This is a genomic window from Roseiflexus sp., from assembly GCF_057785375.1.
This window is the reverse complement of the sequence record NZ_JBYNRX010000101.1, coordinates 39,635-63,485: the sequence shown is the minus strand read 5'-3', so window position 1 is coordinate 63,485 and position 23,851 is coordinate 39,635. Positions and strand designations below refer to the sequence as shown.

General features: G+C 60.5%; 24 protein-coding genes. 14 read left to right on the top strand and 10 right to left on the bottom strand.

Annotated features, from left to right (window positions below):
* Positions 1–9 precede the first annotated feature (9 nt).
* The 7 genes from AC3EA7_RS20475 (at position 10) to AC3EA7_RS20445 (ending at position 6,433) form a co-directional block, all read left to right on the top strand.
* A complete protein-coding gene (locus tag AC3EA7_RS20475) occupies positions 10–1,014 on the top strand; it encodes an ABC transporter permease (RefSeq protein WP_488615928.1) in 1,005 nt (334 codons plus the stop codon).
* 16 nt (positions 1,015–1,030) lie between these two features.
* A complete protein-coding gene (locus tag AC3EA7_RS20470; RefSeq protein WP_488615927.1) occupies positions 1,031–2,068 on the top strand; it encodes an ABC transporter ATP-binding protein in 1,038 nt (345 codons plus the stop codon).
* Between the two features lie 18 nt (positions 2,069–2,086).
* Complete coding sequence (locus tag AC3EA7_RS20465; RefSeq protein WP_488615926.1) at positions 2,087–3,094, top strand: ABC transporter ATP-binding protein; 1,008 nt, start codon at positions 2,087–2,089, stop codon at positions 3,092–3,094.
* Between the two features lie 12 nt (positions 3,095–3,106).
* Positions 3,107–4,126, top strand: coding sequence for an ABC transporter ATP-binding protein (locus AC3EA7_RS20460; protein WP_488615925.1), 1,020 nt, complete (start codon positions 3,107–3,109; stop codon positions 4,124–4,126).
* 29 nt (positions 4,127–4,155) lie between these two features.
* Positions 4,156–5,187: an ABC transporter ATP-binding protein gene (locus AC3EA7_RS20455; protein WP_488615924.1), complete on the top strand. Its 1,032-nt coding sequence runs from the start codon at positions 4,156–4,158 to the stop codon at positions 5,185–5,187.
* Positions 5,188–5,552: 365 nt separating this feature from the next.
* Positions 5,553–5,699: a hypothetical protein gene (locus AC3EA7_RS20450; protein ID WP_488615923.1), complete on the top strand. Its 147-nt coding sequence runs from the start codon at positions 5,553–5,555 to the stop codon at positions 5,697–5,699.
* A gap of 47 nt (positions 5,700–5,746) precedes the next feature.
* Positions 5,747–6,433, top strand: coding sequence for a Uma2 family endonuclease (locus AC3EA7_RS20445; RefSeq protein ID WP_488615922.1), 687 nt, complete (start codon positions 5,747–5,749; stop codon positions 6,431–6,433).
* A 931-nt stretch (positions 6,434–7,364) separates the two neighbouring features.
* Here the strand turns inward: AC3EA7_RS20445 and AC3EA7_RS20440 are convergent.
* The 4 genes from AC3EA7_RS20440 to AC3EA7_RS20425 form a co-directional block, all read right to left on the bottom strand.
* On the bottom strand, positions 7,365–8,252 hold the full coding sequence (locus AC3EA7_RS20440; protein WP_488615921.1) for a polysaccharide deacetylase family protein: 888 nt from the start codon (positions 8,250–8,252) through the stop codon (positions 7,365–7,367).
* Between the two features lie 15 nt (positions 8,253–8,267).
* The gene (gene pdxH / locus AC3EA7_RS20435) at positions 8,268–8,903 is read right to left on the bottom strand and encodes a pyridoxamine 5'-phosphate oxidase (protein WP_488615920.1); all 636 of its coding nucleotides are present in this window, start codon (positions 8,901–8,903) and stop codon (positions 8,268–8,270) included.
* Positions 8,904–8,983: 80 nt separating this feature from the next.
* Entirely contained in the window at positions 8,984–10,159 is a 1,176-nt protein-coding gene (locus tag AC3EA7_RS20430) for a glycosyltransferase family 4 protein (RefSeq protein WP_488615919.1), read from the bottom strand.
* A gap of 55 nt (positions 10,160–10,214) precedes the next feature.
* Positions 10,215–11,261 (bottom strand): glycoside hydrolase family 130 protein, encoded by a 1,047-nt coding sequence (locus tag AC3EA7_RS20425; RefSeq protein ID WP_488615918.1) that lies wholly within the window; start codon positions 11,259–11,261, stop codon positions 10,215–10,217.
* A gap of 262 nt (positions 11,262–11,523) precedes the next feature.
* Between AC3EA7_RS20425 and AC3EA7_RS20420 the strand changes: the two genes are divergently transcribed.
* Positions 11,524–12,006 carry a LysM peptidoglycan-binding domain-containing protein gene (locus tag AC3EA7_RS20420; protein ID WP_488615917.1) on the top strand — a complete coding sequence of 161 codons (483 nt, stop codon included), beginning with the start codon at positions 11,524–11,526 and terminating at the stop codon, positions 12,004–12,006.
* A gap of 303 nt (positions 12,007–12,309) precedes the next feature.
* Here AC3EA7_RS20420 and AC3EA7_RS20415 read toward each other — a convergent pair whose 3' ends face one another.
* Entirely contained in the window at positions 12,310–12,960 is a 651-nt protein-coding gene (locus tag AC3EA7_RS20415; protein ID WP_488615916.1) for a 50S ribosomal protein L25, read from the bottom strand.
* A gap of 428 nt (positions 12,961–13,388) precedes the next feature.
* On the opposite strand from AC3EA7_RS20415, the gene lexA reads away from it, so the two are divergent.
* Together lexA and plsY are read left to right on the top strand one after the other, a co-directional pair.
* Positions 13,389–14,045, top strand: coding sequence for a transcriptional repressor LexA (gene lexA, locus AC3EA7_RS20410; protein WP_488615915.1), 657 nt, complete (start codon positions 13,389–13,391; stop codon positions 14,043–14,045).
* 30 nt (positions 14,046–14,075) lie between these two features.
* Positions 14,076–14,684, top strand: coding sequence for a glycerol-3-phosphate 1-O-acyltransferase PlsY (gene plsY / locus AC3EA7_RS20405; protein ID WP_488615914.1), 609 nt, complete (start codon positions 14,076–14,078; stop codon positions 14,682–14,684).
* On the opposite strand, the gene AC3EA7_RS20400 is transcribed toward plsY, so the two are convergent.
* The 3 genes from AC3EA7_RS20400 to AC3EA7_RS20390 all read right to left on the bottom strand — a co-directional run bounded on the left by AC3EA7_RS20400 (position 14,681) and on the right by AC3EA7_RS20390 (position 17,985).
* Positions 14,681–15,838: an NAD(P)/FAD-dependent oxidoreductase gene (locus tag AC3EA7_RS20400; RefSeq protein ID WP_488615913.1), complete on the bottom strand. Its 1,158-nt coding sequence runs from the start codon at positions 15,836–15,838 to the stop codon at positions 14,681–14,683. The two genes, plsY and AC3EA7_RS20400, sit on opposite strands and share 4 nt — an antisense overlap.
* Positions 15,839–15,862: 24 nt before the next feature.
* Complete coding sequence (locus tag AC3EA7_RS20395) at positions 15,863–17,380, bottom strand: replication-associated recombination protein A (RefSeq protein ID WP_488615912.1); 1,518 nt, start codon at positions 17,378–17,380, stop codon at positions 15,863–15,865.
* A gap of 344 nt (positions 17,381–17,724) precedes the next feature.
* A complete protein-coding gene (locus AC3EA7_RS20390; protein ID WP_488615911.1) occupies positions 17,725–17,985 on the bottom strand; it encodes a GlsB/YeaQ/YmgE family stress response membrane protein in 261 nt (86 codons plus the stop codon).
* Positions 17,986–18,228: 243 nt separating this feature from the next.
* Here AC3EA7_RS20390 and AC3EA7_RS20385 point away from each other — a divergent pair, with 243 nt between their 5' ends.
* Complete coding sequence (locus tag AC3EA7_RS20385; RefSeq protein WP_488615910.1) at positions 18,229–19,266, top strand: histone deacetylase family protein; 1,038 nt, start codon at positions 18,229–18,231, stop codon at positions 19,264–19,266.
* A 6-nt stretch (positions 19,267–19,272) separates the two neighbouring features.
* Positions 19,273–19,857, top strand: a complete 585-nt coding sequence (locus AC3EA7_RS20380; RefSeq protein WP_488615909.1) for a thymidine kinase — start codon at positions 19,273–19,275, stop codon at positions 19,855–19,857.
* Positions 19,858–19,866: 9 nt separating this feature from the next.
* Here AC3EA7_RS20380 and AC3EA7_RS20375 read toward each other — a convergent pair whose 3' ends face one another.
* Together AC3EA7_RS20375 and AC3EA7_RS20370 are read right to left on the bottom strand one after the other, a co-directional pair.
* Positions 19,867–20,745 carry a DNA-methyltransferase gene (locus tag AC3EA7_RS20375; protein WP_488615908.1) on the bottom strand — a complete coding sequence of 293 codons (879 nt, stop codon included), beginning with the start codon at positions 20,743–20,745 and terminating at the stop codon, positions 19,867–19,869.
* Positions 20,746–21,166: 421 nt separating this feature from the next.
* Positions 21,167–21,325, bottom strand: a complete 159-nt coding sequence (locus AC3EA7_RS20370; RefSeq protein ID WP_488615907.1) for a hypothetical protein — start codon at positions 21,323–21,325, stop codon at positions 21,167–21,169.
* A 15-nt stretch (positions 21,326–21,340) separates the two neighbouring features.
* Here AC3EA7_RS20370 and AC3EA7_RS20365 point away from each other — a divergent pair, with 15 nt between their 5' ends.
* Both AC3EA7_RS20365 and AC3EA7_RS20360 read left to right on the top strand, forming a co-directional pair.
* Positions 21,341–22,402: a type I phosphomannose isomerase catalytic subunit gene (locus AC3EA7_RS20365; protein WP_488615906.1), complete on the top strand. Its 1,062-nt coding sequence runs from the start codon at positions 21,341–21,343 to the stop codon at positions 22,400–22,402.
* A 296-nt stretch (positions 22,403–22,698) separates the two neighbouring features.
* On the top strand, positions 22,699–23,667 hold the full coding sequence (locus tag AC3EA7_RS20360; protein WP_488615905.1) for a stage II sporulation protein M: 969 nt from the start codon (positions 22,699–22,701) through the stop codon (positions 23,665–23,667).
* Positions 23,668–23,851: the final 184 nt, after the last annotated feature.

Sequence of the window (23,851 nt, the reverse complement as noted above, 5' to 3'; positions counted from 1 at the left end):
GCGTAACGCATGGCTACCACGACATCGACACCGGCGGCGCCCGGCTCTATCGAGCGATTGCAATCGCGCTCCGAAGGGCAGTGGGCAGTTGTCTTTCGCCGGTTTCGCCGCCACCGCCTGGCAATGGCAAGCCTCGCCATTCTGATCATCATCTTCACAGCGTCGATCCTGGCGCCCTGGATTGCGCCCTTCCCACGCGACGACATTGGGCTGAACCGCACCCGCCTGCCGCCAATGAGCGCCGACCCGGTGACGGGGCAACTCCATATCCTCGGCACCGACCACCTGGGACGCGACTTTTTCACCCGCGTGATCTACGCAGCGCGCGTGTCGCTCATGGTGGCGGTTTCGGTCACGACCCTGGTGGCGATCATCGGCACCATCCTGGGCTTGCTGGCGGGGTTCTTCGGCGGTTGGGTCGATAATACGATCAGCCGCATTATGGAGTTCGTGGCGACGATTCCCGACCTGCCGATCCTGCTGATCCTGAGCGCGATTATGATCCAGAATGCCGACCTGATCGTGCTGCCGACCTGGATCATCGGTCCGGTCGCCTGGATTATGGCGGTGCCCAACCGCGAGGCGACGCAGGTGGCGCTGCTGATCCTGGTGCTCTCGTCGCTTGGCTGGGTTGGCGTGGCGCGCCTGATGCGCGGTATGGTGCTTCAGGTGCGCGAAATGCAGTATATCGAGTCGGCGCGCGCCCTCGGCGGCTCGAATGCCTGGATCCTGCTCAAGCACGTCTTCCCGAATGCGTTCCCGCCGCTGATCGTGGCGTTTACCCTCGGTCTCAACGGCGCACTGGTAAGCGAGGTGGCGATCAGTTTCCTCGGCTTCGGCGTGCAAGACCCGACGCCAACCTGGGGCAATATGATGGGCTTTGCCACCAGTTATATGTTCAATCACCCGTGGATGCCGCTCATCCCTGGCTTGCCGATCTTTCTCTGCTCGCTGGCGTTCAACTTTATTGGCGACGGGTTGCGCGATGCGCTCGATCCGCGATTGAAACTGTAAGAGAATGTAACGCGACGTGACGACTTCATCTGTTCCAGCGCCGGCAGTCGCTCCGCAAGACAAGGCTGCCAACGGCGATGTGCTCCTCGAAGTTCGAGGGTTGAAGACCTATTTTTACACTGAGGCTGGCACGGTGCGCGCAGTCGATGGCATCGACCTGAAAGTGCGCCGCGGCGAGGCGCTCGGCATCGTCGGCGAAAGCGGCTGCGGCAAAAGCGTCACCTCGCTGTCGATCATGCGCCTGATCCAGGACCCGCCGGGAAGGATCGTCGAGGGTGAGATTATCTTCGATGGCGTGAATATTCGCTCGCTCAGCGATGAGGAGATGCGCCATATCCGCGGCAACCGCGTCTCGATGATCTTCCAGCAACCGACGACGTGCCTCAATCCGGTGTTCAAGGTCGGCGATCAGATCATCGAGGCGCTCGAGATCCACCAGGGGTTGCGCGGCGGTGAGGCGCGCAAACGCGCCATCGAACTCTTCTCGCTCGTCGGTCTGCCCGACCCGGAACGACGCATCAATCAGTATCCACATGAACTGTCGGGCGGGCAGGCGCAGCGCGTGATGATTGCCATGGCGCTGGCATGCAACCCGGAACTCCTGATTGCCGATGAGCCGACAACCGCGCTCGATGTGACGATTCAGGCGCAAATCCTCGACCTCATGCGCGAATTGCGCGAGAAGATCAATACGTCGATCATCCTGATCACCCACGATATGGGAGTGGTCGCCGAAATGGTCGATACGGTCGCGGTGATGTACGCGGGTCAGATTGTCGAGTATGCCGACGTGCGCAGCATCTTCGCCGAGCCGAAGCATCCGTATACCCAGGGGTTGCTGGCGTCGATTCCGGTCCTCGGCGAAATCGTCGATGAACTGGCGACTATTCCCGGTACGGTGCCGAGCCTGATCAATCCGCCGACCGGTTGCCGCTTCGCCGACCGCTGCGCCAAACGGTTTGCGCGTTGCGATGAGCCGCCGCCGATGTTCACACTGAACGGCGGGCGGCAGGTGCGCTGCTGGCTGTATGCGCCTGACGCCCAATCCTCCTGATTGAACGGAAGCAGTTCTATGGCAAGTGTCATGCAGCGCAGCGTGTCGAGCGATACGCTGCTCGAAGTCAATAACCTGGTCAAGCATTTTCCGATCAAAGGCGGGGTTCTGCGCCGCACCGTCGCGGTCGTCAAGGCGGTCGACGGCGTCAGTTTCACGCTCAAACGCGGCGAAACACTCGGGCTGGTCGGTGAGAGCGGGTGTGGCAAAACCACGACCGGGCGCACTATCCTGCGCCTCGAACGGGCAACCGATGGCGAGGTGATCTTCGACGGGAAGGACGTGCTCGCCGCCTCCGGCAGTCAGTTGAAGGCGCTCCGCCGTGATATGCAGATCGTCTTTCAAGACCCGTATGCCTCGCTCGATCCGCGTATGACGATTGGCGAGAGCGTGGCGGAAGGGTTGACCATCCACGGCATCGGCAGCAAAGCCGAGCGTATCGAGCGCGTGCGCGAGGTGCTGACGAAAGTCGGTATGCATCCGAGCCACATGGAACGCTTCCCGCACGAGTTCTCCGGCGGGCAGCGGCAGCGCATCGGCATTGCACGCGCCCTGGTGATGAACCCCAAACTGATCGTGTGCGATGAGCCGGTCTCGGCGCTCGATGTGTCGATCCAGTCGCAGGTGCTCAACCTGCTGCGCAATCTGCAACAGGAATTCGGGCTGACCTACCTGTTCATCGCGCATAACCTCAGCGTCGTCGAGCATATCAGTAATCGCGTGGGGGTGATGTACCTGGGGAAGATGGTTGAACTGGCGGATCGCACCGAACTTTTCCGCCGTCCGCTCCATCCGTATACCAAAGCGTTGATTTCCGCCATCCCGATCCCCAATCCCAACATCCGGCGCGAGCGGATTATTCTACAGGGAGATGTGCCCAGCCCGATCAATCCGCCGAAGGGATGCCGCTTCCACCCGCGCTGCTGGATGGCGCGCGAGATCTGCCGCGAAGTCGAACCGGCATTTGAAGAAAAAATGCCTGGTCACTGGTCGGCTTGCCATTTCGCCCACGAAGTTTCACCCTGATGGAGAATGCCCATGTCACAACCGCTGCTCGTCGTCAAGAACCTTGAGACTCAGTTCAAGACCCAGGATGGCATCGTCAGAGCCGTTAGCAACGTCTCTTTCCACGTTGATCGCGGCGAGACTCTCGGCATCGTCGGCGAGAGCGGATCGGGAAAGAGCGTCACCTCACTGTCGATTATGCGTCTCATTCCTAACCCGCCGGGAAAGATCGTCGGTGGGCAGATTATCTTCGACGGTGAGAACCTACTCGACTATACCGAAGAAGAGATGCGCCATATTCGCGGCAATCGGATTGCGATGATCTTCCAGGATCCAATGACATCGCTCAATCCGGTGCTCACGATTGGACGGCAGATCACCGAGTCGCTCGAACTCCACATGAAATTGACCGCCAGGGAAGCGCGCAATCGCGCTATTGAACTATTGGAGATGGTCGGCATCCCCGGCGCCGCGCGCCGCCTCGATGATTATCCGCACCAATTCTCCGGCGGGATGCGGCAGCGCGTGATGATCGCAATGGCGTTGTCGTGCAACCCGGAACTGCTGATTGCCGATGAGCCGACGACTGCGCTCGATGTGACGATCCAGGCGCAGATCCTGGAACTCATTCAGCGCTTGCAACACGAACTCGGCACGGCGGTTATCATCATCACCCACGACCTGGGCGTTGTGGCCGGCATGGCCGATCGGGTGATCGTGATGTACGCCGGGCGGATTGTGGAAGAGGGACCCACCGAAGAGATCTTTGCCCGCCCGCGCATGCCGTACACCATCGGTTTGCTGCGCTCGATCCCGCGCCTCGACGAGGAAGAAGGGCGGAAACTGACACCGATCCGCGGTCTGCCGCCGGACCTGATCAATTTGCCGCAGATCTGCCCGTTCAGCCCACGCTGCGATTATTTCATTCCCGGCAAGTGCGACCAGCAGGTGCCGCCGTTGCGTGAGGTTGCGCCCGGACACAAGGCGGCCTGCCTGTTCGATATCACCCTCGAAACGCCGCTTCCCACCACCGGCGACGAAGTGCCAGCATAGTTCCAGCGATGACATCAGGGGAGAGAGTGATGAGTGATGCTTCGACCGATCTGATTCAGGTGCGCAACCTGAAGATGCATTTTCCGGTGATGAAGGGCGCGGTGATCAAGCGCACCGTTGGTCACATCAAAGCAGTCGATGGGGTGACATTCTCGATCAAGCGCGGTGAGACGCTGGGGCTTGTCGGCGAGAGCGGATGTGGCAAATCGACGACCGGGCGCGCCATTCTCCAACTCTACAAGCCAACCGCCGGCGAAGTGCTCTTCCAGGGAACCGATCTGACCCGTCTCCGGGGTGAAGAGTTGCGGCGCATGCGGCGCAAGGTGCAGATGATCTTTCAGGACCCGTATGCGTCGCTCAACCCGCGCATGACGGTCGGCGACATCATCGGTGAGCCGATCGCAGTCCACAACCTGCGCCAGGGGAAGGCCGCCATCCGCGAGCGTGTCCAGGAACTGCTCGAACTTGTCGGTCTCAACCCCTACTTTATCAACCGCTACCCCCACGAATTCTCCGGCGGACAGCGGCAGCGCATTGGCATTGCGCGCGCGCTGGCGGTCGAACCAGAGTTCGTGGTGTGCGACGAGCCGGTGTCGGCGCTCGATGTGTCGATCCAGGCGCAGGTGCTCAATCTGCTCGAAGACCTCCAGCATCGCCTGGGGTTGACCTACCTGTTCATTGCGCACGGTCTGGCAGTGGTGAAGCACATCAGCGACCGGGTGGCGGTGATGTATCTGGGGAAGGTCGTCGAACTGGCGGAGGGGAAGAAACTGTACGCCATGCCAATGCACCCCTACACCCAGGCGCTACTGTCCGCCGCTCCCATCCCCGACCCGACCGTCGAGCGGAAGCGGCAGCGCATCATTCTGGAAGGCGATGTGCCGAGTCCGCTCAATCCACTGCCGGGTTGCCATTTTCACACACGCTGCCCGATTGCCATTGACCGTTGCAAAGTCGAAGAACCTCCGTTTCAGGACTACGGCGACGGGCATTTCGTCGCCTGTTGGCGCGCACCTGAGTCGATCGAGTTGATGGAACAGTACGCGGTGCGTCCGTCGTAGGCGAGAGGCCAGAGGCGCGAGGTTTCAGGCGGGAAGGTTGAACGTGGACCTGCGCGCCCGGCTCTACGAGTATGCCGCCGCCACAACGGCGCGAGGTTTCAGGCGGGAAAGTTGAACATGGAACGGTCCACGTTGAACGTTCTACGTGGGAAGGCGACGGTGGGCAGGTGAGAAGGCGGAAGATGGCAGGCGCGAATGTTGCAGGTGGAACCGTTGCACCTTGAATGCGATGCGCGGAGCATGCAAAGGGTTGCATACTGACCGTGCAACAGTGCGAAGGAGGAAGGTGAAAGGCGGCAAGTGCGTCCCCACTCCCTACTCCCTCACATGTTCCTGGTTCTCGTAACCTCCAGAAAGCAGGTATCATGACCATCGGCTGGAGCGAGGCGCTGATCATTCTCATCCTGATGGCGTTTCTGGTGGCGCTGGCATTTCGTGGCGGCTATGTCCGCGGGCGGATGAAGCGCCCCTCAGCGCCGCGTAGCCGCCGTGATCGCGCCACGCCCGATTGATGTGCACTGGCGCAGGGGGATGCTCGATGAGGGTGAAGAAACCACTGGTGACGGTTGTACGCTCGCCTGTGAAACAACCATTCGTCCATTACTACGATCTGCATCCTACGAAAGAGGATTTGATGGGTGAGAGCGTAGCCCAATCCACCCCGATTCACTATCTGTTAAGCGTGCTCACCTATCTGTTCCGTAACACGACTTGCTTCATTGTTAGCAATTTGAACCTTTATCAGCGCCGTCGCCGCTACGAATATCCGCTGGCGCCGGATATTGCTGTGTTCAAAGGGGTGACCATTCCCAATCCCGCAGCACGCGAATTCCGCAGTTGGCGGTTGTACGAGCCAAACCGACCACCGCCGCAGGTGGTGTTCGAGTTCAGTTCCGAGGAGACATGGAAGACGGACATCGAGGAGAAACCGGCACGGTATGCAGCACTGGGCGTGCAGGAATACATCGCCTACGATCCAAATGATCCGCCGTATTGGCCCGCAGCGCTTGGGCGGCTGCGCGTCTGGCGATGCACTGAGGGTGATGCAATCGAAGCCGACGCTGATAGTCAGGGACGCATCTGGAGCAATGAACTGGGATGCTGGCTTATGCCTGATGGGGCATTTCTGCGCCTCGTGCTTCCTGACGGACGCATGGCGCCGACCGAAGCGGAGGCTGAAAGGGCTGCACGCGAAGCCGCCTGGGTGAAACTGCGCGAATTGGGAATCGACCTCCAGAGTTTGTAATACTAACGTGCGGTCAGTCAGACAAGATATTCGAGCGCTCGGTTCGCAAGGCGTAACGATCCACAACATGCGTTGGCAGTCATGGACGTATGACTGCGCATTGGCATCAGCAGCCCCGGCGGGGCGTTCACGTGCGGTGCGCACGGTCGAACCGCCTGCAGTGAGCATGGTCGAACTGCGTCCTCGGCGAGGGCTTTAGCCCGCAGCGCCCTGGCGTCTCGCTGCACGCCCCGGCAGTATTCATGAATGACCGCGCATTAAGTGGTTGAGACCGCAATCCGGCGCCGTCCGGTCAAGCCCGCACAGGCGCGCATCGCAACCGCAGCCCGCAGCTTCAGCCGCCGGACAGACCGAGGTTGCTCATACCAGCTGCGGTCCACGACACGCCTGCCGATGCTCGTTGACCGCTGCGCCTTGCCCAACGAACGCACGAACATGTCGTCTGACCGACCACAAGTTCGTATTGAGTCCACCGCAAAAAGGCTTCACCACAAAGGGCACGAAGCGCACGAAGGTGAATAAACATGAAGCGCATTGCTTGGGTGTCCCTTTGTGACTGCGTAACGCGGAATGTATTCCGCCCGTCTGCCGATAGATAATGAAGCGCATTTCCTTCGTGTCCCTTTGTGACCTTCGTGGTTGCTTTTTGCAGTGAAGTAACCGCCAAGGACCCGAAGCGCACGAAGGTGAATAAACATGAAGCGCATTTCCTTCGTGTCCCTTTGTGACCTTCGTGGTTGCTTTTTGCAGTGAAGTCAATAATGGTTTTTGAGCAAAGAATCCGGTATCGCCCGGTGCAGCCCGCGCAGGCGGGCTTTGCACCCGCAGCCTGCGGCTTCAGCCGCCGGGCGCAGAGCGAATGCCGGATTATTTTGTACATGTTCATCAGTCGCCAGGCAGGCCGCGGGTGTTGCTGCCCACCGTGGTCTTACTACGCTCCCCGCAGCGCGTCGCGTATCGGGCGCCAGCCAATGACATGAATCCCCTGATTGCGAACCCAGGCGCGCAGTTCGGCGCTACAGAATGCCTGGTAATCCGCCACGCGGGCGCGCCAGTCGCTTGCAATTGCGCGTAATTCCGGCGTATCGATCGCCGGGTGAATGATGAAATAGATCAGACCCGGCGGCAGGGAACCAAGCAGTTGTTTCGCGGTCTCCACCCGATCCTCGTGCCGGTCGAGCGGCATGCCGACCAGATGATCCGCCATCACAACGCCCTGCGCCTCCAGCTGCGGAATCGCCTTGCGCGCAAAAGCTATCATCTCTTCCGGCATGCCCTGTTCGCGCATACGCTCCTCGCTCAGACGCGGCACGAGCGGCGGCACTTGCACGCGGGCGGCGGCGGCAAGGTACGCAGGCAGAAAATGAGGCGCAAATGCCGCACCCATATGCGAGTCGATATGAGTGACATCAATACCAGCGGCAAGCGCCCTATCGAGTTGAGCATTCAGTTCTGCGGCGATAGCGGACGGATCGGCTTGCGCCTGAACCGTAGACGTTGTGCGCGGCAGATATCCCTCATCGTCCAGCAGTCCCGATGCAGGATCACGGGTGCTGAGCGGTCCCCAGCGGTACGCATCCCACTCACAGGTGAGCGTCGTATGGACGCCAATATCGGCGGATGGCATCGTGCGGGCATACGCAGCGACGGCTGGAAACCAGGGACAGGGAACCATCGTTGCTGCCGATGAGACCAGCCCGGCATCGAAGAGTTCGGCGACAGCGGGGAGCGTCGCCTGGCACATACCAAGATCGTCGGCGTGGATAATCACTACCCGATCATCAGCACGAAAACCAAGACGTGCGAGGATGGGATGCATGAGCATGCTCCATTACTATGGCGACAGACGTTCAATAATCCAGCCACCGGCGTCGCGCCGGTAGCGCAGACGGTCGTGCAGGCGATTCGGGCGCCCCTGCCAGAACTCGATGGTATCGGGAATGACGCGAAAACCGCCCCAAAACGGCGGGCGCGGGATCGGGCGGTCGGCATAGAACTGTTCCAGTTCGGCGACGCGCTGTTCCAGTTCGGCGCGGCTGCCGATGACGCTGCTCTGGCGCGACGCCCACGCACCAATGCGGCTGCCATTTGGTCGTGAAGCGAAGTAAGCGTCGGATTCCTCGGGTGAGATGCGCTCGACGCGCCCCTCAATGCGAACCTGGCGCTCCAGTTCGGGCCAGTAGAACACAAGCGCCGCCCACGGGTTCGCCGCCAGTTCCAGGCCCTTCCGGCTCTCGTAGTTGGTGAAAAAGACGAACCCGCCCGCATCCACGCCCTTGAGCAGCACCATCCGCGCCGAAGGTTTGCCGTCAGGCGTGGTGGTCGCAAGCGTCATGGCATTTGGTTCAATCAACCCCGCTTCGATAGCCTGGTCGAACCAGCGCTGAAACTGGATCAACGGATCAGAACTGACTTCGGACTCGCTCAAACCGTGCCGGGTGTATTCTTTTCGCAGATCGGCGATGGACATATTGTTCGACACCTCGTTCAGCATGCAGCGGCGCTACAGACGCTGCGGTGCAGCGTCTCCGCCTGCTGGAACCTCGCATCTTACCTGTTTACCCGCTCATAGACCGCCATCATCTCCTGTGCTGCGCGCTGCCAGGAGAAGGATGCCGCGCGTTTGAGGCCGGCGGCGCGTAGTGCGGCGCGCAACGTCGGATCGGCAAATGCCTGGTCGATGGCCACTGCCAGCGCCTGTGGGTCGTCCGGGTCTACCAGCAGCGCCGCATCGCCGACGACCTCCGGCAGACTCCCGGCATAGCTACAGATCACCGGCACGCCGCATGCCATGGCTTCCAGCGGCGGCAATCCAAACCCCTCGTAGCGCGACGGGTAGACGAAAAGTGTGGCGCCGGCGTACAACGCGGGCAGATCAGCCTCGACGAGGGGTCCCAGGTCGCGGATCCGCGGGTGGTCAAACGTCAGCGACCTGCGCCCACGGTGACCTGCCAGGATCAACCAGGGCGCCTCGTCCCGTTGCCCGGTCGCCGACAGATGCCACGCCTTCACCAGTGTATCAACGTTCTTGTGCGGCTTGTCGGATGTCACACAGAGCGCAAACACTTCCGGCAGCCGATACCGCGCTCGCACCGTCGCCACGGTCTTCGGTTCCACAGGACGGAAGCGCTCGTCCGCTGCACCATACACCACATCGATCCGCGCCGCCGGCACGCGGTACACACGCACAACATCGTCACGAGAACAACGCGACGACGTGACAATCCGCTGCGCTGAGCGCAGCGCCGCTCTGATCGAGACATCAAAGAACAGGCGCGCGCGCAGCGACGACTCGTGCGGAAAGAGACGCGGAATGATGTCGTACAGCGTCACAACGACAGGACATGGGAGACCGACGTAGGGAAACACATAGTACGGCGCGTGGTAGACATCGACGCGCGCCAGGCGCAGCAACGCAGGCAAAGCGATCTGCCCGGCGACGCTGAAAGGCGGAGGCGCAGCGAGCGCCCGCACCCGCGGGAAACGCAGCAGACCCCTCAGATCATAGCGCGTGTTCGGGACAGAGCGACGGGCTGGAACATCCTGCGTGACAACGAAAATGAATCTGTGCGACGTATCGAGCGCAGCGAATGCCGACGCCAGGCTGAAGGCGTAACGCCCAATGCCTGGAAAATGATCATTGACGAAGCGCAGATCGAGCGCAATATTCATAGGAAATGCCGGGATCGGGTGCGCAATGCCCCACTGTGAAGAACGTATCGTCATCGTGATCCCGCCGCAACCATAAGGAAGCGGACGGAACAACCCCTAACCCCTAACCTCACAGCGTCAATCGCGCCACACCAATGGCGGCATCGGCCATGCCGTAGTACACATCGAACGTGCCATCCTCACGCTGATCGACCGCAGTCGGGAAGACAACGTTCGGCACGACGCCACTGCGCTCTTCCTCGATCTCCGGCGCCAGGATCGGCGTTGGCGAGCGATAGACCACCTTGCGTGGGTCATCCGTATCAAGGATCATGACACCGGCGCAGTAATGCACGAATGGTTGGTGATCCATCTGCTCGACAATTCGCCCGGAAACGCCGTGATAGACCATCATCCACCCATATGGTGTATAGACTGGCGGTGCGCCGCCGCCGATCTTCACCTCCTCCCACGACGCCTGCAGACCGGCAAGAAACGAATGGCTGCGCCAGATCAGCAACTCCGCCAGATCGGACTTTACACGGTCAAGCGGGCAGTACGATATCCAGATACTGGCGCGCTGTTCGGCCACGCCAGCGGGAACGACCGGCATACCGCCCTGCACATGCGCCGGACGATGGATCAGCGCCAGCGCCGGGCGCCCCTGCGGGTCGCGCACCGGTTCAGGAAAGAGAAAGGCATCCTTGTTGTCATACAGATTGAAGTCAGTCCGCAGATGCGGCTCGAAGGCAAACATGACCGGACCAAGCCGTTCCCAGTGCAGCAGATCGGTCGACAGCGCCAGCGCAATGCGCGGTCCCAGCGGACCATACGCCGTGTACGCCATCACGTAGCGCCCGATTGCCTCCACATAGGTAATACGCGGGTCTTCGCAACCGGCGGTGCGCGCATTCCGTTCATACGACTCGGTTGGTTCAAGAACATACCCCATCCGTTCGACCGTGACCGGATCACCATGATCATCGAAGACCACGCGAGCAATCCCAATACGCGAATAGTTGCCTGCCGCCACGACGCGCGGGAAAAGATAGAGCGTCCCATCCGACGACCGGGCGGCGGCAGGATTGAGCACACCGAGAACCTCATCGAGGTTTTCGGGATCGCCGCGCATAATGACAGACAGGCGGCGCATCTGCGGGTTTAATGGAGCATCCATGCTTAACCTCGTGATATAATAATATAACAATCGGCAAAGACGCTATGAACGCAGAAGGAGCCGTGTATGGGGGACAAAAGTCCGAAAAACGTCAGCAAGCAGAAGAAACAGGCAGCATCGAAGAAGGGCCCCGGCAAGAAATAACTGCTCTGCTGATCGGCTCGTGAGGAAGATAGTCATACAGAGCGTCTATCTTCCTCGCGCTTCTGGCGTGCGGCTGAGGATAGCACGCCTCACGACGCATGTCAAAATGGCACGACTGATGAAGCCACTTCGCTCAGCAATGATCAACCCCTCCATGGTGTACCATCTGCTGCGCACCTTTTTGCTGATCGGTCTAGCCACGGGCATTGCAGCCTGTACGCTCCCGGCGGCGCCGCAACCGGCGACCCCGCGCCCGACGGCGCCGGTGATCCTCGAAATCACCCCGGCGCCAACGCTTGATGCTGATGCAACGGCAACTGCATACGCCAGCCTGCTGGCGCCCTCGCCGACGCCAGCCGGGTTGTACATCGTCCAGCCCGGCGATACGTTGAGTGATCTAGCAATCAGGTTTGGCACAACCGTCGCCGACATTATAGCCGCCAATGGATTGACCGATCCCGACTCGCTTCAGGTTGGGCAACCGCTCATCATCCCCTCACTGGTTGACACGTCGCCGTCGCTGCGGGCATCACCGACTGCCGTTTCCGGCCTGACGGAGGACACGCCGGCGCCCGTCACGCCGACGCTGGCGACACCGTGATCGATGCCGAGAAGGTCCAGGCACAGGATCAGCCGGCAGCGCTGCGGTATGCGACTTTTGCTCAGGCCAGTCAAGATCCTCCTACCGGGATTGGCGCTTGACAGACGCCATGATTTTCGGTATATTGCTCATGTCAATCCTTCAAAATTGCCGTTCAGGCGTAAAGGAGGTGATGCCCATGAGTAATGAGCGTAAGGGCATCACCATCGAGGTGGCGCGGTAAGCTCACCCGTGGTGATGCCCAGGGAAAACAAAAAGCCCTCGCTTACGCGAGGGTTTTTTGATTCTGTCGAGGACGTGCGCCTATTCCTCTTCTTCCCTCGGCTCACGGCGTTCGCGCACCAGTTCTGGCTCGGCGGTCTCCGCTTCCGCTGCCGCCTCTTCCTCCTCCGCAGCGCGCACATGCGCCAGACTGACGACCAGTTCGTCACCAGGAGTTACCAGCGTCACTCCTGGAGGCAGCGTCAGATCACGAACATGGATGCTCTTATCGAATGCATCGAGACCGCTGATATTCACCGCAATGTATGCAGGAATATTGGCGGGCAACGCCTGGATCTCAACTGCATTCAACACCTGGTTCAACACTGCTTCAGCGCTTTCAACGAGGGGTGACTCGCCCTCGATGTGCAGCGGCACAGCGACTTCCACCGCCCGTGTCAAATCGACTGCGCGAAAATCGACGTGAATGATGTCGCGCGTCACCGGATGACGCTGCAATGCGTGAATGAACGCCGCCAGCGGCTGACGACCGGCAATATGCAGTTCCACCAGCGACGTGCGCCCGGCGCGACGGTAGACGGTATTGAAACTGCGTGCATCGACCTGCACAGCAATCGGATCGACGCCTTTGCCATACACAGTGGCAGGAAGAACGCCGCTGCGCCGCAACCTTCTGACCTTCTTACCCAAAACGGCGCGTGGTTCAAGCGACAACGTATGCTTTTCCGACATAACGAGATGATACTCCTTCTGAGAATGCAAATACCTTCGCCAAAAGCTAAGGGCATTGCCCGGTAGCTCCGAGTCGCGCATTGTACTATACGGCGCAGCGACATGCAAGCGATAGCGAGAAAGTAACTGTTCACAGTCAGGGGAACCGATACCGCCGGTCGCCCAAAACAGGGGGTCGGGGGCAGTCCCCGAAAAGGAGAAGCGGCGGCGGAATAGCCTCAGCAAGCGCCAACGCACGGCGCCCCGCCGCCCCGGGACGCCGCACACAGCGCCGGCGCTCTCAGGAAGCGCGTGAACAGGCACGCGAGAAAGTAGAAAATATGGGCTTGACAAGAACAAGCGTGTTATGGGATAATGATTTTACTACAAAAGTTCTATCGAACAGGCTTGCGGTTCTAAGGAACGGCGCCAGAGAAAGGGCAGCACGCATGAGATCGTCAGATCAACTTTCAGCGCGGCAGCGCGATATCCTTGCGTTCATCGAAGAGTTCACCCAGGAGCACGGATATCCGCCGTCCATCCGCGAGATCCAGGATGGTCTGCGCATTTCCTCGACCTCAGTCGTCGCCTACAATCTTCGCGCGCTGGAGAGCAAGGGGTTGATCGACCGCGATGGCAGAGTGTCACGGGGGATCAAGATTAAGAATATGTTGCCGACGGTCCTCAGTCAGGCGCGAGGCGGGAGGGTCCCGTTACTGGGCGTCATTACCGCCGGTCAACCGCTGCCCAACCCAGAGGACACCAGCACCGCCGCAGTCGAAATGATCGAGGTGCCGCCCGACGTGGCGCCGCCTGAGAAGTTGCAGGATGTTTACGCCTTGAAAGTGCGCGGATATTCGATGATCGATGCGCTGATCGACGATGAGGACATCGTACTGATGCGCTACCAGGAGACGGCTGAAAACGGCCAGATGGTCGCGGTGCGCATCGAGGACGATAATGCGGTGACACTCAAACGTTTCTATCGCGAAGGCGATAAGGTGCGCCTGCAACCAGCTAACGTGACGATGGAGCCAATCTACGTCGATGCTGCAAAAGTTCACATTCAGGGGCGCGTCGTCGGAGTGATTCGATCAATGTGGTAGTGCCTGACCTTATTGGAAGGCGGCAAACCCATGCTGACGATCCCTCACCTGGCGCTGGCGCTGCTCGGTTATCTGGCCGGTTCCATTCCCTTCAGTCTGCTGGTGGCGCGTGCATGGGGCGCTGATCTGCGCGTCGCGGGCAGCGGCAACATCGGCGCGGCGAATGTCTGGCGTACCTGCGGTTTCACGGCGTTTGCGCTGGCGATGAGCGGCGATATGCTGAAAGGCGCTTTGCCAACCGTTGCCGCGCATATGCTCAACTTGCCGCCGCTCGCGGTCGTGGCTGTCGGCGCAGCAGCGATGCTCGGACACGCCCGGTCAATCTTTCTCGGGTTTCGTGGCGGCAAAGCAGTGGCTACCGGCGGCGGGGCGCTGCTGGCGATGGCGCCGCCGGTGGCGCTCGCCGGGCTGGCAACTTGGGGAGTGATATTCGGCATCACGCGCATTTCATCTGTCGCGTCACTGGCAGCCGCAGCCGCCTGCGCTCTGGTTGCCGCCATCCTGGTTGCGCTTGGCACGCTGCCGCTCGCCTATGCGCTCTTTGTATGGGGCGCAACTGTGGCGATTGTTCTCCTTCACCGCTCGAATATCCGTCGCCTGCGCACAGGAACCGAGAACCGCTTCGAGAAACTGTTCTAGATGACGTTCAGTTCACGGCGTAAGACGCCACGGAAACGGCTGATGCGCAGCGGATCGATGTCGATCGTATGGGCGCGCCCGTCGAGGATCTCTTCGGCGATCAGCAGACCGGTGGCCGGCGCGTGCATGATGCCATGTCCGCTGAACCCGCTGGCATCGACATACCCTTCGAGTTCGGGATGTTTCCCCAGAATTGGCATATGATCGGGCGTGATTTCATACGCGCCTGCCCAGCAGAGCTTTTCCGCCAGCCCGGCGCGCTCCAGGATCGGAAAGCGCCGTAACCCGGCTTCAAGCACGGTGTCGAGCCACTCCCAGTCGACGGTCAGGTTGTGACCCGGCGGCTCGGCATAGTTCGATTTGCCAAAGATGATATTCTCGTGTTCTTTGCGCATGTAGAAGCCTGTGCCAACATCGATGGTCAGCGGGATCGGTCCGGGAATGGAAGGGAACGGTTCAGTGACATAGACGCAGCGGCGATACGGGCGCACCGGTATCTCTAACCCCGCGAGCATCCCCACCTCGCCTGCCCACGGTCCGGCAGCATTCACGACAATCGGGCAATTGATGACGCCGGTTGGCGTTTCGACACCCGCGACATGATCGCCAACCACCCGAATGCCGATGGCGGGCGCAGCCCGCTCCAGCACGACGCCAAGATCACGTGCGCGGTTCAGGTATCCGATGGCGATGCCGTGCGGATCGCAGAAGCCATCGTCGGGACCGAAGGTAGCGCCGATCAGATCGTCGATGCGCATGCCAGGGATGAAGCGCGCAGCCTCCTCAGGCGATAACAGTTCGACACGCACCCCCAAGCCGCGCTGTAGCGCAACATTGGCGCGGTAGGCGTCCCAGTCCGCCTGATTGTTGATCAGAAAGAGATAGCCGATCTGCTGCAAGCCCGAGTGACCGCCGACCTCCTCGGTAAAATGTTTCAAGCGCTCGATGCTGTAGAGCGACAGGCGGATGTTGACTTCGGTGGAGAACTGATGACGTACACCGGCGACAGATCGGGCGGTCGAACCGCTGATCTCGGTCTCTTCCTTTTCCAGAACAACAACGTTAGTGCAACCGCGGACTGCCAGATGATAGGCGATTGATGCACTGATGATACCGGCCCCGATAATGACGACATCAGCGGTTTGAGGTGGCATACACGTGTCCCGATGTTTCAGACCTTATTTCGACCGACGACGTGATAATGTGCGGGGCAACTGTGGCGTTTCAGCCATGTCGTCCGCCGGGATTTGCGGCTCTTCGCCGGCAAGCGCCTGCGGATCGACAGCGGATGGGATGGTGCTCCGCGCTGTTGCTGACCCGGTGTTTTCTTCTTTATGCATTCCCCTGGCGGATGTATGCGACATACGCGCATCGCGCCAGGCGAGGCGCTCGCGTACTGTCACCTCAAACCCGCGCCCAGTCGGCTCATAGTAGCGCCGTCCGCGCAGGTTGGGCGGGAAATGTTCCTGTTCCACCTGCGCATCCTCATAATCGTGCGCATATTTGTAGTCGCGCCCATATCCAAGTCCTTTCATCAGCGCCGTGGGTGCATTGCGCAGATGGAGCGGCACCGGCTCGTTGCGGGTCTCCGTCACATCTTTGAGCGCCGCAGCGTATGCGGCATAGACCGCATTGCTCTTCGGCGCCTGCGCCAGATAGACGATCGCTTGCGCCAGCGCCAGATCACCTTCGGGTTGACCGAGGAAGTGCACCGCTTGTTGCGCGGCAATGGTCAACGGCAGGGCATGCGGATCCGCCATGCCGATGTCCTCGACCGCCATGCGCACCACCCGTCGCGCGACGTACAGCGGGTCTTCACCGCCGTCAAGCATGCGTCCGAGCCAGTACAATGCGGCGTCGGGATCACTGTCGCGGACGCTTTTGTGAAGCGCTGAGATGGCATCGTAGTGCAGCTCGCCGTTCTTGTCGTACCGCACCGCGCGGGTTTGCAGCGCATCACGAATGTCGTCCACCGTAATCAGGCGCTTCCCGCCGATCCCCGGCGGTTTGGCAAGCGCGGCGGCTTCGAGTGCGTTCAACGCTGTGCGCGCATCACCGTTCGACATGGTGATCAGGTAACCGCGCGCATCGGCAACCAGCAACACGTTGAGGTCGCCAAGCCCGCGTTCGGTGTCGTTCAGCGCGCGATCGACAATCACGCCGATCTGCTCGTCAGTCAGCGCTTCGAGGACGAAGACGCGCGCCCGTGAGCGCAGCGCCGGGTTGACCTCGAACGACGGATTTTCGGTGGTGGCGCCGATCAGAATGATCGTGCCATCTTCGACATATGGCAGGATGGCGTCCTGCTGCGCCTTATTGAAGCGATGGATCTCGTCGATGAAGACAATCGTGCGCTGCTGGAACATGCCGAGGCGGTCCTGCGCTTCTTTCACCACGCGACGCAGATCGGCCACTCCGGCGGACACCGCCGAAAGCTGCTCGAAATGGGCATGCGTCGTATCGGCGATGATCCGTGCCAGGGTCGTTTTGCCAGAGCCGGGCGGACCCCAGAGAATGATCGAGAAGAGCGCATCATTGCTGATGGCGCGCCGCAGCAGTTTGCCTTCACCGACGATATGATCCTGCCCGACGAACTCATCGAGCGTGCGCGGACGCATGCGCGCGGCAAGCGGCGCCTGACGGCTCAACGCCTCCTCGCGCTGCGTGTCGAACAAAGTTTTCTGGTTCCTGGGCATTGAAAACAGGGTATGCGCAGTGTTATCGATTGCTACGCATGATACCAGAAAATCAGAAAATCGGTGGGCAGGTCATCCCTCTCTCTGGTACCTCAACACCAAAAGGGGCATACGCAAATGGGATGTTGGTGCTATTGCGGATGAACGTGCCATCGCATATGCTTAGACTCAGAAAAGGCGCTGTCCAGAGGAAACATATCGGCTCTCTTCCTTGATACTCTTCCCGTTCACTTCCTCTGGCTCCTCCGAATGCCTCTCGCGTTCCCCTGGTGTGCGAGCCGGAATGCTGGACAGAAGCCTGGGACTAAAGACGGGGCAGGCGATCAATCGCCTGCCCCGGTTTTTTAGCGTCGGCGCTTCTGGATTTGTCCCGTGATTGCCAACAGCACAATGGCGCCCAACACGGCCACACCAAAACTGCGCACATCCCAGCCAAAATTGGTTCCGCCGAATCCCAGCAGATCCATGATCAACCCGCCAACAAACGCTCCCAGGATGCCGATGATGATATTCATCAGGCATCCCTGGCGTTCCTCGATGCCAACCAGCAGGCTCGCCACCCATCCGGCCAGTGCGCCGAAAATGATCCAGGAAAGAGGACCCATGCTTTTTTCCTTTCTGTCACGGCTGGTCAGCGACCTGCCGTATCTGCCGTATCTATCGTCGGGGCAGGGAGCGAAACGGCGCTTGTTCGTGAGAAGAACGTTTGCGTTATAATTGCCCGCATGCCACCAAACAGACGACGGTGCATCGCAGGATATTCCGTGCACCATCTCTGGTCCGCTAAACAAGACATTTCTCGCGCGATTCGAGCAGTCTGCTGTTCGCGCGCCTGAAGGCTGCCACCGATGATCGTTGTTGCGTCCGATGACCATTTCCGGCACAACCCGCCGCATGAGTTTCTCGACGGCGCGCTCATCCCGATCTACGAAACGCCTGCGCGCGTTACAATTATTCGCGCTGCGCTCGAACGCGCCGCCATTGGGACCATCGTTGAACCACGCGCCTTCGGCATCGAGCCGGTACGCGCCATTCACGATGACGGATATCTGTCCTATCTTGAGACGATCTACACCCGCTGGGTTGTTGCAGGCGGCGCATCGGAGGCCGTCATTCCCGGAACACTGGCAGTGCGCTGGATGTCCCGTCCGCACGATCATCCCCTGGCGGCGCCCGGGTATTATACCTTCGACACCTGCGCCCCAATTGTGGCAGGAACGTATGCCGCCGCGCGCGCCGCCGCCGATATTGCGCTGACCGGCGCTGAGTTGCTCGTGACAGGCCATCGTGTTGCGTATGCACTCTGCCGTCCCCCAGGGCATCATGCGGGGCGCGACCTGGGCGGCGGGTACTGTTTCCTCAACAACGCCGCGATTGCAGCAGAGTATCTGGTCCATGCCACCGGCACGAGGTGTGCGATCCTGGACATCGATTTCCATCATGGGAATGGGACCCAGCAGATCTTTTACGAACGCAGCGATGTGCTGTTCGTTTCGATCCACGCCTCACCGGTGTACCAGTACCCCTTCTTTCTTGGCTATGCCGAAGAACGCGGCGCCGGCGCCGGAGAGGGATACAATCTGAACCTGCCGCTGGATCCAGGCGCGGGAAACCGTGAGTATCTGGCGGCGCTCGACCAGGCGCTCGATGCCATTGCGGAGTTCGCGCCGCGCTTTCTGGTGCTCTCGGCAGGGTTCGATACCTTCGAGGGCGATCCGGTCGCCAATCATGGCAGCGGTTTTGCCCTCAGTACAGCAGACTACCCGGTGATCGGGCGGCGCATCGCTGCGCTCAACCTGCCGACGTTGGTCGTTCAAGAGGGAGGATACGCCATCGACGCGCTCGGCGACAATGTCGTGGGGCTATTGCAAGGTCTCGAGGAGTAAACCGGCATGACACGCCTTTCGTCAGGGGGCCGCATTGAAGTGATCTGCGGCTGTATGTTCAGCGGAAAGACCGAAGAACTGATCCGTCGCCTGAACCATGTGCGCCTGGCGCGCCAGCGGTTGATCGCCTTCACACCGCGCCGCGACACCCGCTACCGGCTCGGCAGCCTGGTCAGCCACAATGGTCTCTCGGTCGAAGCGCGCGTGATCGACTCGATTCGCGATATTCCAGCCCATCTCGATGTCGATGTTCATGTGGTGGCAATCGACGAACTGCACCTGCTCGACGACCCGCCCGACGCGGCACGGGAGGTGTGTCAGGAACTGGCAGACCGTGGACTGCGCGTGATCGTCGCCGGGCTGGATCAGGACTTTCGGGCGCAGCCGTTCCCGGCAATGGCGCAGTTGATGGCAGTCGCCGAGCAGGTGGATAAGCTGTACGCCATCTGCGTGCGCTGTGGCGCATATGCAACCCGCTCACAGCGCCTGATCAACGGCTCGCCGGCGCCTGCTAACGCACCGACGATTGTGGTCGGCGGGCAGGAATTGTATGAAGCACGCTGCCGCGCGTGCTATGAGCCGGCACGGTAAGGCGCACCCTTATTGAATGGCGTGTACCGGCGCCGGATCAAATCCAACCCACCTGATCCCCTGCACGCCATCGAAACGGCGCGCCATAACTGCCAGTGCTTCAGGATTGTTGTCTACCAGAATAAAGCGTCGCCCGAGTTCGAGCGCCGCCACGCCGGTTGTACCGCTGCCGGCGAAGAAATCGAGCACCAGCGATCCGGGCTTCGACGACGCCTGAACGATCCGGCGCAGGATGCCGAGCGGCTTCTGCGTCGGGTAGCCGGTCTTTTCGGCGCCATTGGTTGGTACAATGGTGTGCCACCAGCAGTCGGTGGGGCGTTTGCCGCGTGCCGCCTTTTCAGGACCGACGAGACCAGGCGCCATGTATGGGATGCGTTCAATCTCATCGACATTGAACACATACCGGGCAGGGTTTTTAACGTAGAGCAGGATGTTGTCGTGCTTGGGGGGCCAGCGGTTCTTCGGTCGTCCACCGTAATCATACGCCCAGATAATTTCGTTCAAAAACGAATCACGCCCAAAGATTGCGTCGAGCAGCACTTTGCAATAGTGGACCTCGCGATAATCCACATGAAAGTAGAACGACCCGTGCGGCGCCAGTACGCGATGCGCTTCGATCAGGCGCGGCTCCAGAAATGCCAGATAGTCGTCAAAAACATCGCTGAATCGCCGGGATCCCAGAATAATGCTTTTGTACCGTTGTCCCTGGAATCCGACCCGATCTCCATCATCGGAGCGTACCGTTTTGAGTTGGACGCGCTGCTGATCCTTGCCGGTGTTGAAGGGCGGATCAATGTAGATCAGATCGACCGACTCGGAGGGAAGGGCGCGCAGAACATCAAGATTGTCCGCCAGACAGATAATGCCAGTTGCATTGAGATCGATCATAAGAGAAGATCGCTTCGTTCGCAATGACGCTGAACCATTATTTTCGGACGGGTTCTTTGCGACTATACAGGATTTCGGGCGCCAGCGCAAGATGATAGCGGCGTGTGGGTGTGATCGTGCACTGGTAGGAGTTTGAATACGTCGGCGGGTCGACACGCTCATTCTGTTTTCCCTCACCCTCTGCCCCTCTTCTCCCACAAGGGGAGAAGGGAGCTTTGGGGCGAGGCGAAGCCTCGGCGAGACGCCTGAACTCCCAGGAGCAACCCCGCCGGGCTGGCGCGGCGTGTACTGGCGCAGGAGTGCGTCACCCGCGTAGGCGGGCGGCGCGTCCCCTCCCCCGTCCCTTCAGCCGCCAGGCGACACGGCTGCCCGGCATACGGACCCACCAGCGGGTGAGGGCGCTTCAGCGCCCTTCGTTCCCTCAGCCCGACGCTTGAGCGTCGGGCGACGCGCCTTCCCAGCGTTGCAGGCGCGACACCCGCGCTCCCGGGGTGGTGATACCCGCTATCGCAGCGCGAATCGTGTATACTGTCGCTGGTGAGGCTTTACGATAGTAGCGACGCCGGATACTGTCGCTCATCAGCAAGGTGATGCCGTGCCTTCAATCGATCTGTACCCGCTGATTACTCAACCACGTCTTGCCCATCCGCTCTGGGGCGGAACGTTCCTCGCCAACTGGCTGGAACTGCCGCAGCCGCGTCCTGAACGCCTTGGCGAGATCTGGCTGGTGTATGACACCAACCCGATCATTGAAGGACCGCTGGCGGGGCGGACGCTGGCGCAGGTGACGCACGACTACGGCGCAGCGCTGGTTGGCGAGCGCACTATCGCACAATACGGCGCCGATTTCCCATTACTGGCCAAATTCATCGATGCGGCGGATCGTCTGTCGATCCAGGTGCATCCTGATGACGCCTATGCACATACGCACGAGGCCGCCACCGGTTTCCACGGCAAAACCGAGTCATGGCACATTCTGCGCGCCATTCCGGGCGCCGATGTGGTGTATGGGCTGACGCGCACCGTCAGCCGCGATGAACTCGCTGCCGCGATTGCCGCCGGCGCGCTCGAACCGTTGCTGCGGCGTCTGCCGATAGCGGCCGGTGATACGGTGTTTGTTCCGGCAGGGACACTGCACGCAATCAATGCAGGGATCGTGCTGTTTGAGATTCAACAGAAATCAGATCTCACCTACCGCGTCTACGATTACGGCCGGGTCGATGCCGCAACCGGCAAACCGCGCGAGTTACACGTCGAGCAAGCGCTCGATGTGACCGACTATTCACCTGCTCCGCGTGGCATCGTGCCGCTGCTGCCATTGGAAACAGGGCGCGATCTGCTGGTGGCGTGCCGATCCTTTGCGCTTGAACGCCTGGCGCTCGCAAGCGCCGTCAAACGCGCCGTCGATCCAGCGACATTCGAGATTCTGACGGTCATCGAGGGATCAGCGACATTAGAGTGGGACACCGGAGTGCGTGAGTTGCGACGCGGCGTAGCAGTTGTGATCCCGGCACGCCTTGGTTCGTATGCGCTCGTGCCAACTGGGGAAGCGCGGATCTTGCGGGCATACGTGCCAGACCTGGATGCACTGCGGCGCGAATTCGCACAGCGTGGCGTGGACGCAGCGCGGGTGGCGGAGACCGTCGTTGAAGGTTGAAGGTGGGAAGGTTGAAGGTGGGAAGGTTGTGCATGTTACACGTTGAACGTTGAACGTTGAACGTGGGAAGGGTTGGTTCAGGGAGAGCCATTGCACCGCAACGTCTGCGCCGCCAAAGCCGGGCAGGTTGGTTCAGGCAGAGACGTTGCACCGCAACGTCTGCGCCACGGGAGACGAGCGGGAAGGTGGCAGGTGGGAAGGTTGAACGTTGAACGCGGGAAGGTGGAAGGTGGCTCTACCTTCTAACTCCTAACTCCTCACTCCTAATCTCTGGTTCTCAGTTCTCGGTTCTCACAATGTTAGTCGAAGATTTCATCAACCGGAAGAAAACCTCCTGGGAGCGACTGAGCGCCATCGTGGAGCGTTCGCGGCGCGGCGGTCTGGCGGCGTTGGAAGACGAGGAAATCACCGAACTTGGGCGACTGTACCGTAGCGCAACCTCGGATCTGGCAGTAGCGCGGCGCGATTTTCCCAACCATCGGGTAGTGGATTATCTCAACGGGTTGGTCGCGCGCGCGCACGCAGAAGTGTATCAACGCCGCGCAGATCGCAGCAGTGCTCTGGTGCGCTATTTCACCGCCGATCTGCCGCGCACCTTCCGCGAGACATGGCTCTACACGCTGGCATCGCTGCTCATGTTTCTAATCCCGGCGTTGATCGGCTTCTTCATCACCCTCAACGATCCGGCTGCCGGCGCGCTGCTGGTTCCAGGGGTCGACAGCGTCATCAGCGATATTCGCGCCGGACGTGAGTGGTGGAAGGCAATCAACGACGAAGGACGGTCAGCATCGGCAGCGTTAATTGCCACGAACAACATCCGGGTGGCAATCCTGGCATTTGCCGGCGGTATGCTTCTTGGCGCACTGACGTTATTCGTCCTGGCGCAGAATGGCTTGCTGCTCGGCGTCGTGGCAGGCGCGGCGCAGGCGTATGGGTTCAGCAGCAACCTGTGGGGCTTCGTTGCAGCGCACGGCGTTGTTGAACTGAGCGTGATCATCATTGCCGGCGGAGCAGGGCTACAACTCGGATGGGCTGTCGCACGTCCGGGTCTGATGACCCGGCGCGCCGCGCTCGTGCTGGCGGCACGTCGAGCGGTTCGTCTTCTTCTGGGGTGTGCCCTGCTGCTGGTCATTGCGGGCGTGATCGAGGGGTTTATCTCGCCGTCGGATCTGCCGCTGACAGTCAAATATGCGGTTGCCCTGCTCAGCGGCGTTGCGCTGTACGCCTATCTCCTGCTGGCAGGGCGGGAGCGCAAAAGAGATTAGCGTCTGCTCCTCTTCTGCCTGCTTGCGTTGTGAAATGCACACGACGGTGCAGAGAGAAATGAACCTTTGCGCCTCTGTGCCTTTGTGTGAGACACAATGCTACCACAGTCGAGATGCGCACAAAGGCGCAACGGTGCGGAAAACAATACGCCTTTGCGCCTCCGCGCCTTTGTGCGAGGCGCAA

Bases quoted from the DNA above. Each gene is read 5' to 3' on its own strand.
- AC3EA7_RS20430 (WP_488615919.1), bottom strand. From the start codon at position 10,159: ATGACGATACGTTCTTCACAGTGGGGCATTGCGCACCCGATCCCGGCA.
- pdxH (WP_488615920.1), bottom strand. From the start codon at position 8,903: ATGTCCATCGCCGATCTGCGAAAAGAATACACCCGGCACGGTTTGAGC.
- AC3EA7_RS20440 (WP_488615921.1), bottom strand. From the start codon at position 8,252: ATGCATCCCATCCTCGCACGTCTTGGTTTTCGTGCTGATGATCGGGTA.
- AC3EA7_RS20385 (WP_488615910.1), top strand. From the start codon at position 18,229: ATGATCGTTGTTGCGTCCGATGACCATTTCCGGCACAACCCGCCGCAT.
- AC3EA7_RS20475 (WP_488615928.1), top strand. From the start codon at position 10: ATGGCTACCACGACATCGACACCGGCGGCGCCCGGCTCTATCGAGCGA.
- plsY (WP_488615914.1), top strand. From the start codon at position 14,076: ATGCTGACGATCCCTCACCTGGCGCTGGCGCTGCTCGGTTATCTGGCC.
- AC3EA7_RS20395 (WP_488615912.1), bottom strand. From the start codon at position 17,380: ATGCCCAGGAACCAGAAAACTTTGTTCGACACGCAGCGCGAGGAGGCG.
- AC3EA7_RS20400 (WP_488615913.1), bottom strand. From the start codon at position 15,838: ATGCCACCTCAAACCGCTGATGTCGTCATTATCGGGGCCGGTATCATC.
- AC3EA7_RS20465 (WP_488615926.1), top strand. From the start codon at position 2,087: ATGGCAAGTGTCATGCAGCGCAGCGTGTCGAGCGATACGCTGCTCGAA.
- AC3EA7_RS20370 (WP_488615907.1), bottom strand. From the start codon at position 21,325: ATGAGCGACAGTATCCGGCGTCGCTACTATCGTAAAGCCTCACCAGCG.
- AC3EA7_RS20375 (WP_488615908.1), bottom strand. From the start codon at position 20,745: ATGATCGATCTCAATGCAACTGGCATTATCTGTCTGGCGGACAATCTT.
- AC3EA7_RS20380 (WP_488615909.1), top strand. From the start codon at position 19,273: ATGACACGCCTTTCGTCAGGGGGCCGCATTGAAGTGATCTGCGGCTGT.
- AC3EA7_RS20425 (WP_488615918.1), bottom strand. From the start codon at position 11,261: ATGGATGCTCCATTAAACCCGCAGATGCGCCGCCTGTCTGTCATTATG.
- AC3EA7_RS20390 (WP_488615911.1), bottom strand. From the start codon at position 17,985: ATGGGTCCTCTTTCCTGGATCATTTTCGGCGCACTGGCCGGATGGGTG.
- AC3EA7_RS20455 (WP_488615924.1), top strand. From the start codon at position 4,156: ATGAGTGATGCTTCGACCGATCTGATTCAGGTGCGCAACCTGAAGATG.
- lexA (WP_488615915.1), top strand. From the start codon at position 13,389: ATGAGATCGTCAGATCAACTTTCAGCGCGGCAGCGCGATATCCTTGCG.
- AC3EA7_RS20460 (WP_488615925.1), top strand. From the start codon at position 3,107: ATGTCACAACCGCTGCTCGTCGTCAAGAACCTTGAGACTCAGTTCAAG.
- AC3EA7_RS20450 (WP_488615923.1), top strand. From the start codon at position 5,553: ATGACCATCGGCTGGAGCGAGGCGCTGATCATTCTCATCCTGATGGCG.
- AC3EA7_RS20415 (WP_488615916.1), bottom strand. From the start codon at position 12,960: ATGTCGGAAAAGCATACGTTGTCGCTTGAACCACGCGCCGTTTTGGGT.
- AC3EA7_RS20420 (WP_488615917.1), top strand. From the start codon at position 11,524: ATGAAGCCACTTCGCTCAGCAATGATCAACCCCTCCATGGTGTACCAT.
- AC3EA7_RS20360 (WP_488615905.1), top strand. From the start codon at position 22,699: ATGTTAGTCGAAGATTTCATCAACCGGAAGAAAACCTCCTGGGAGCGA.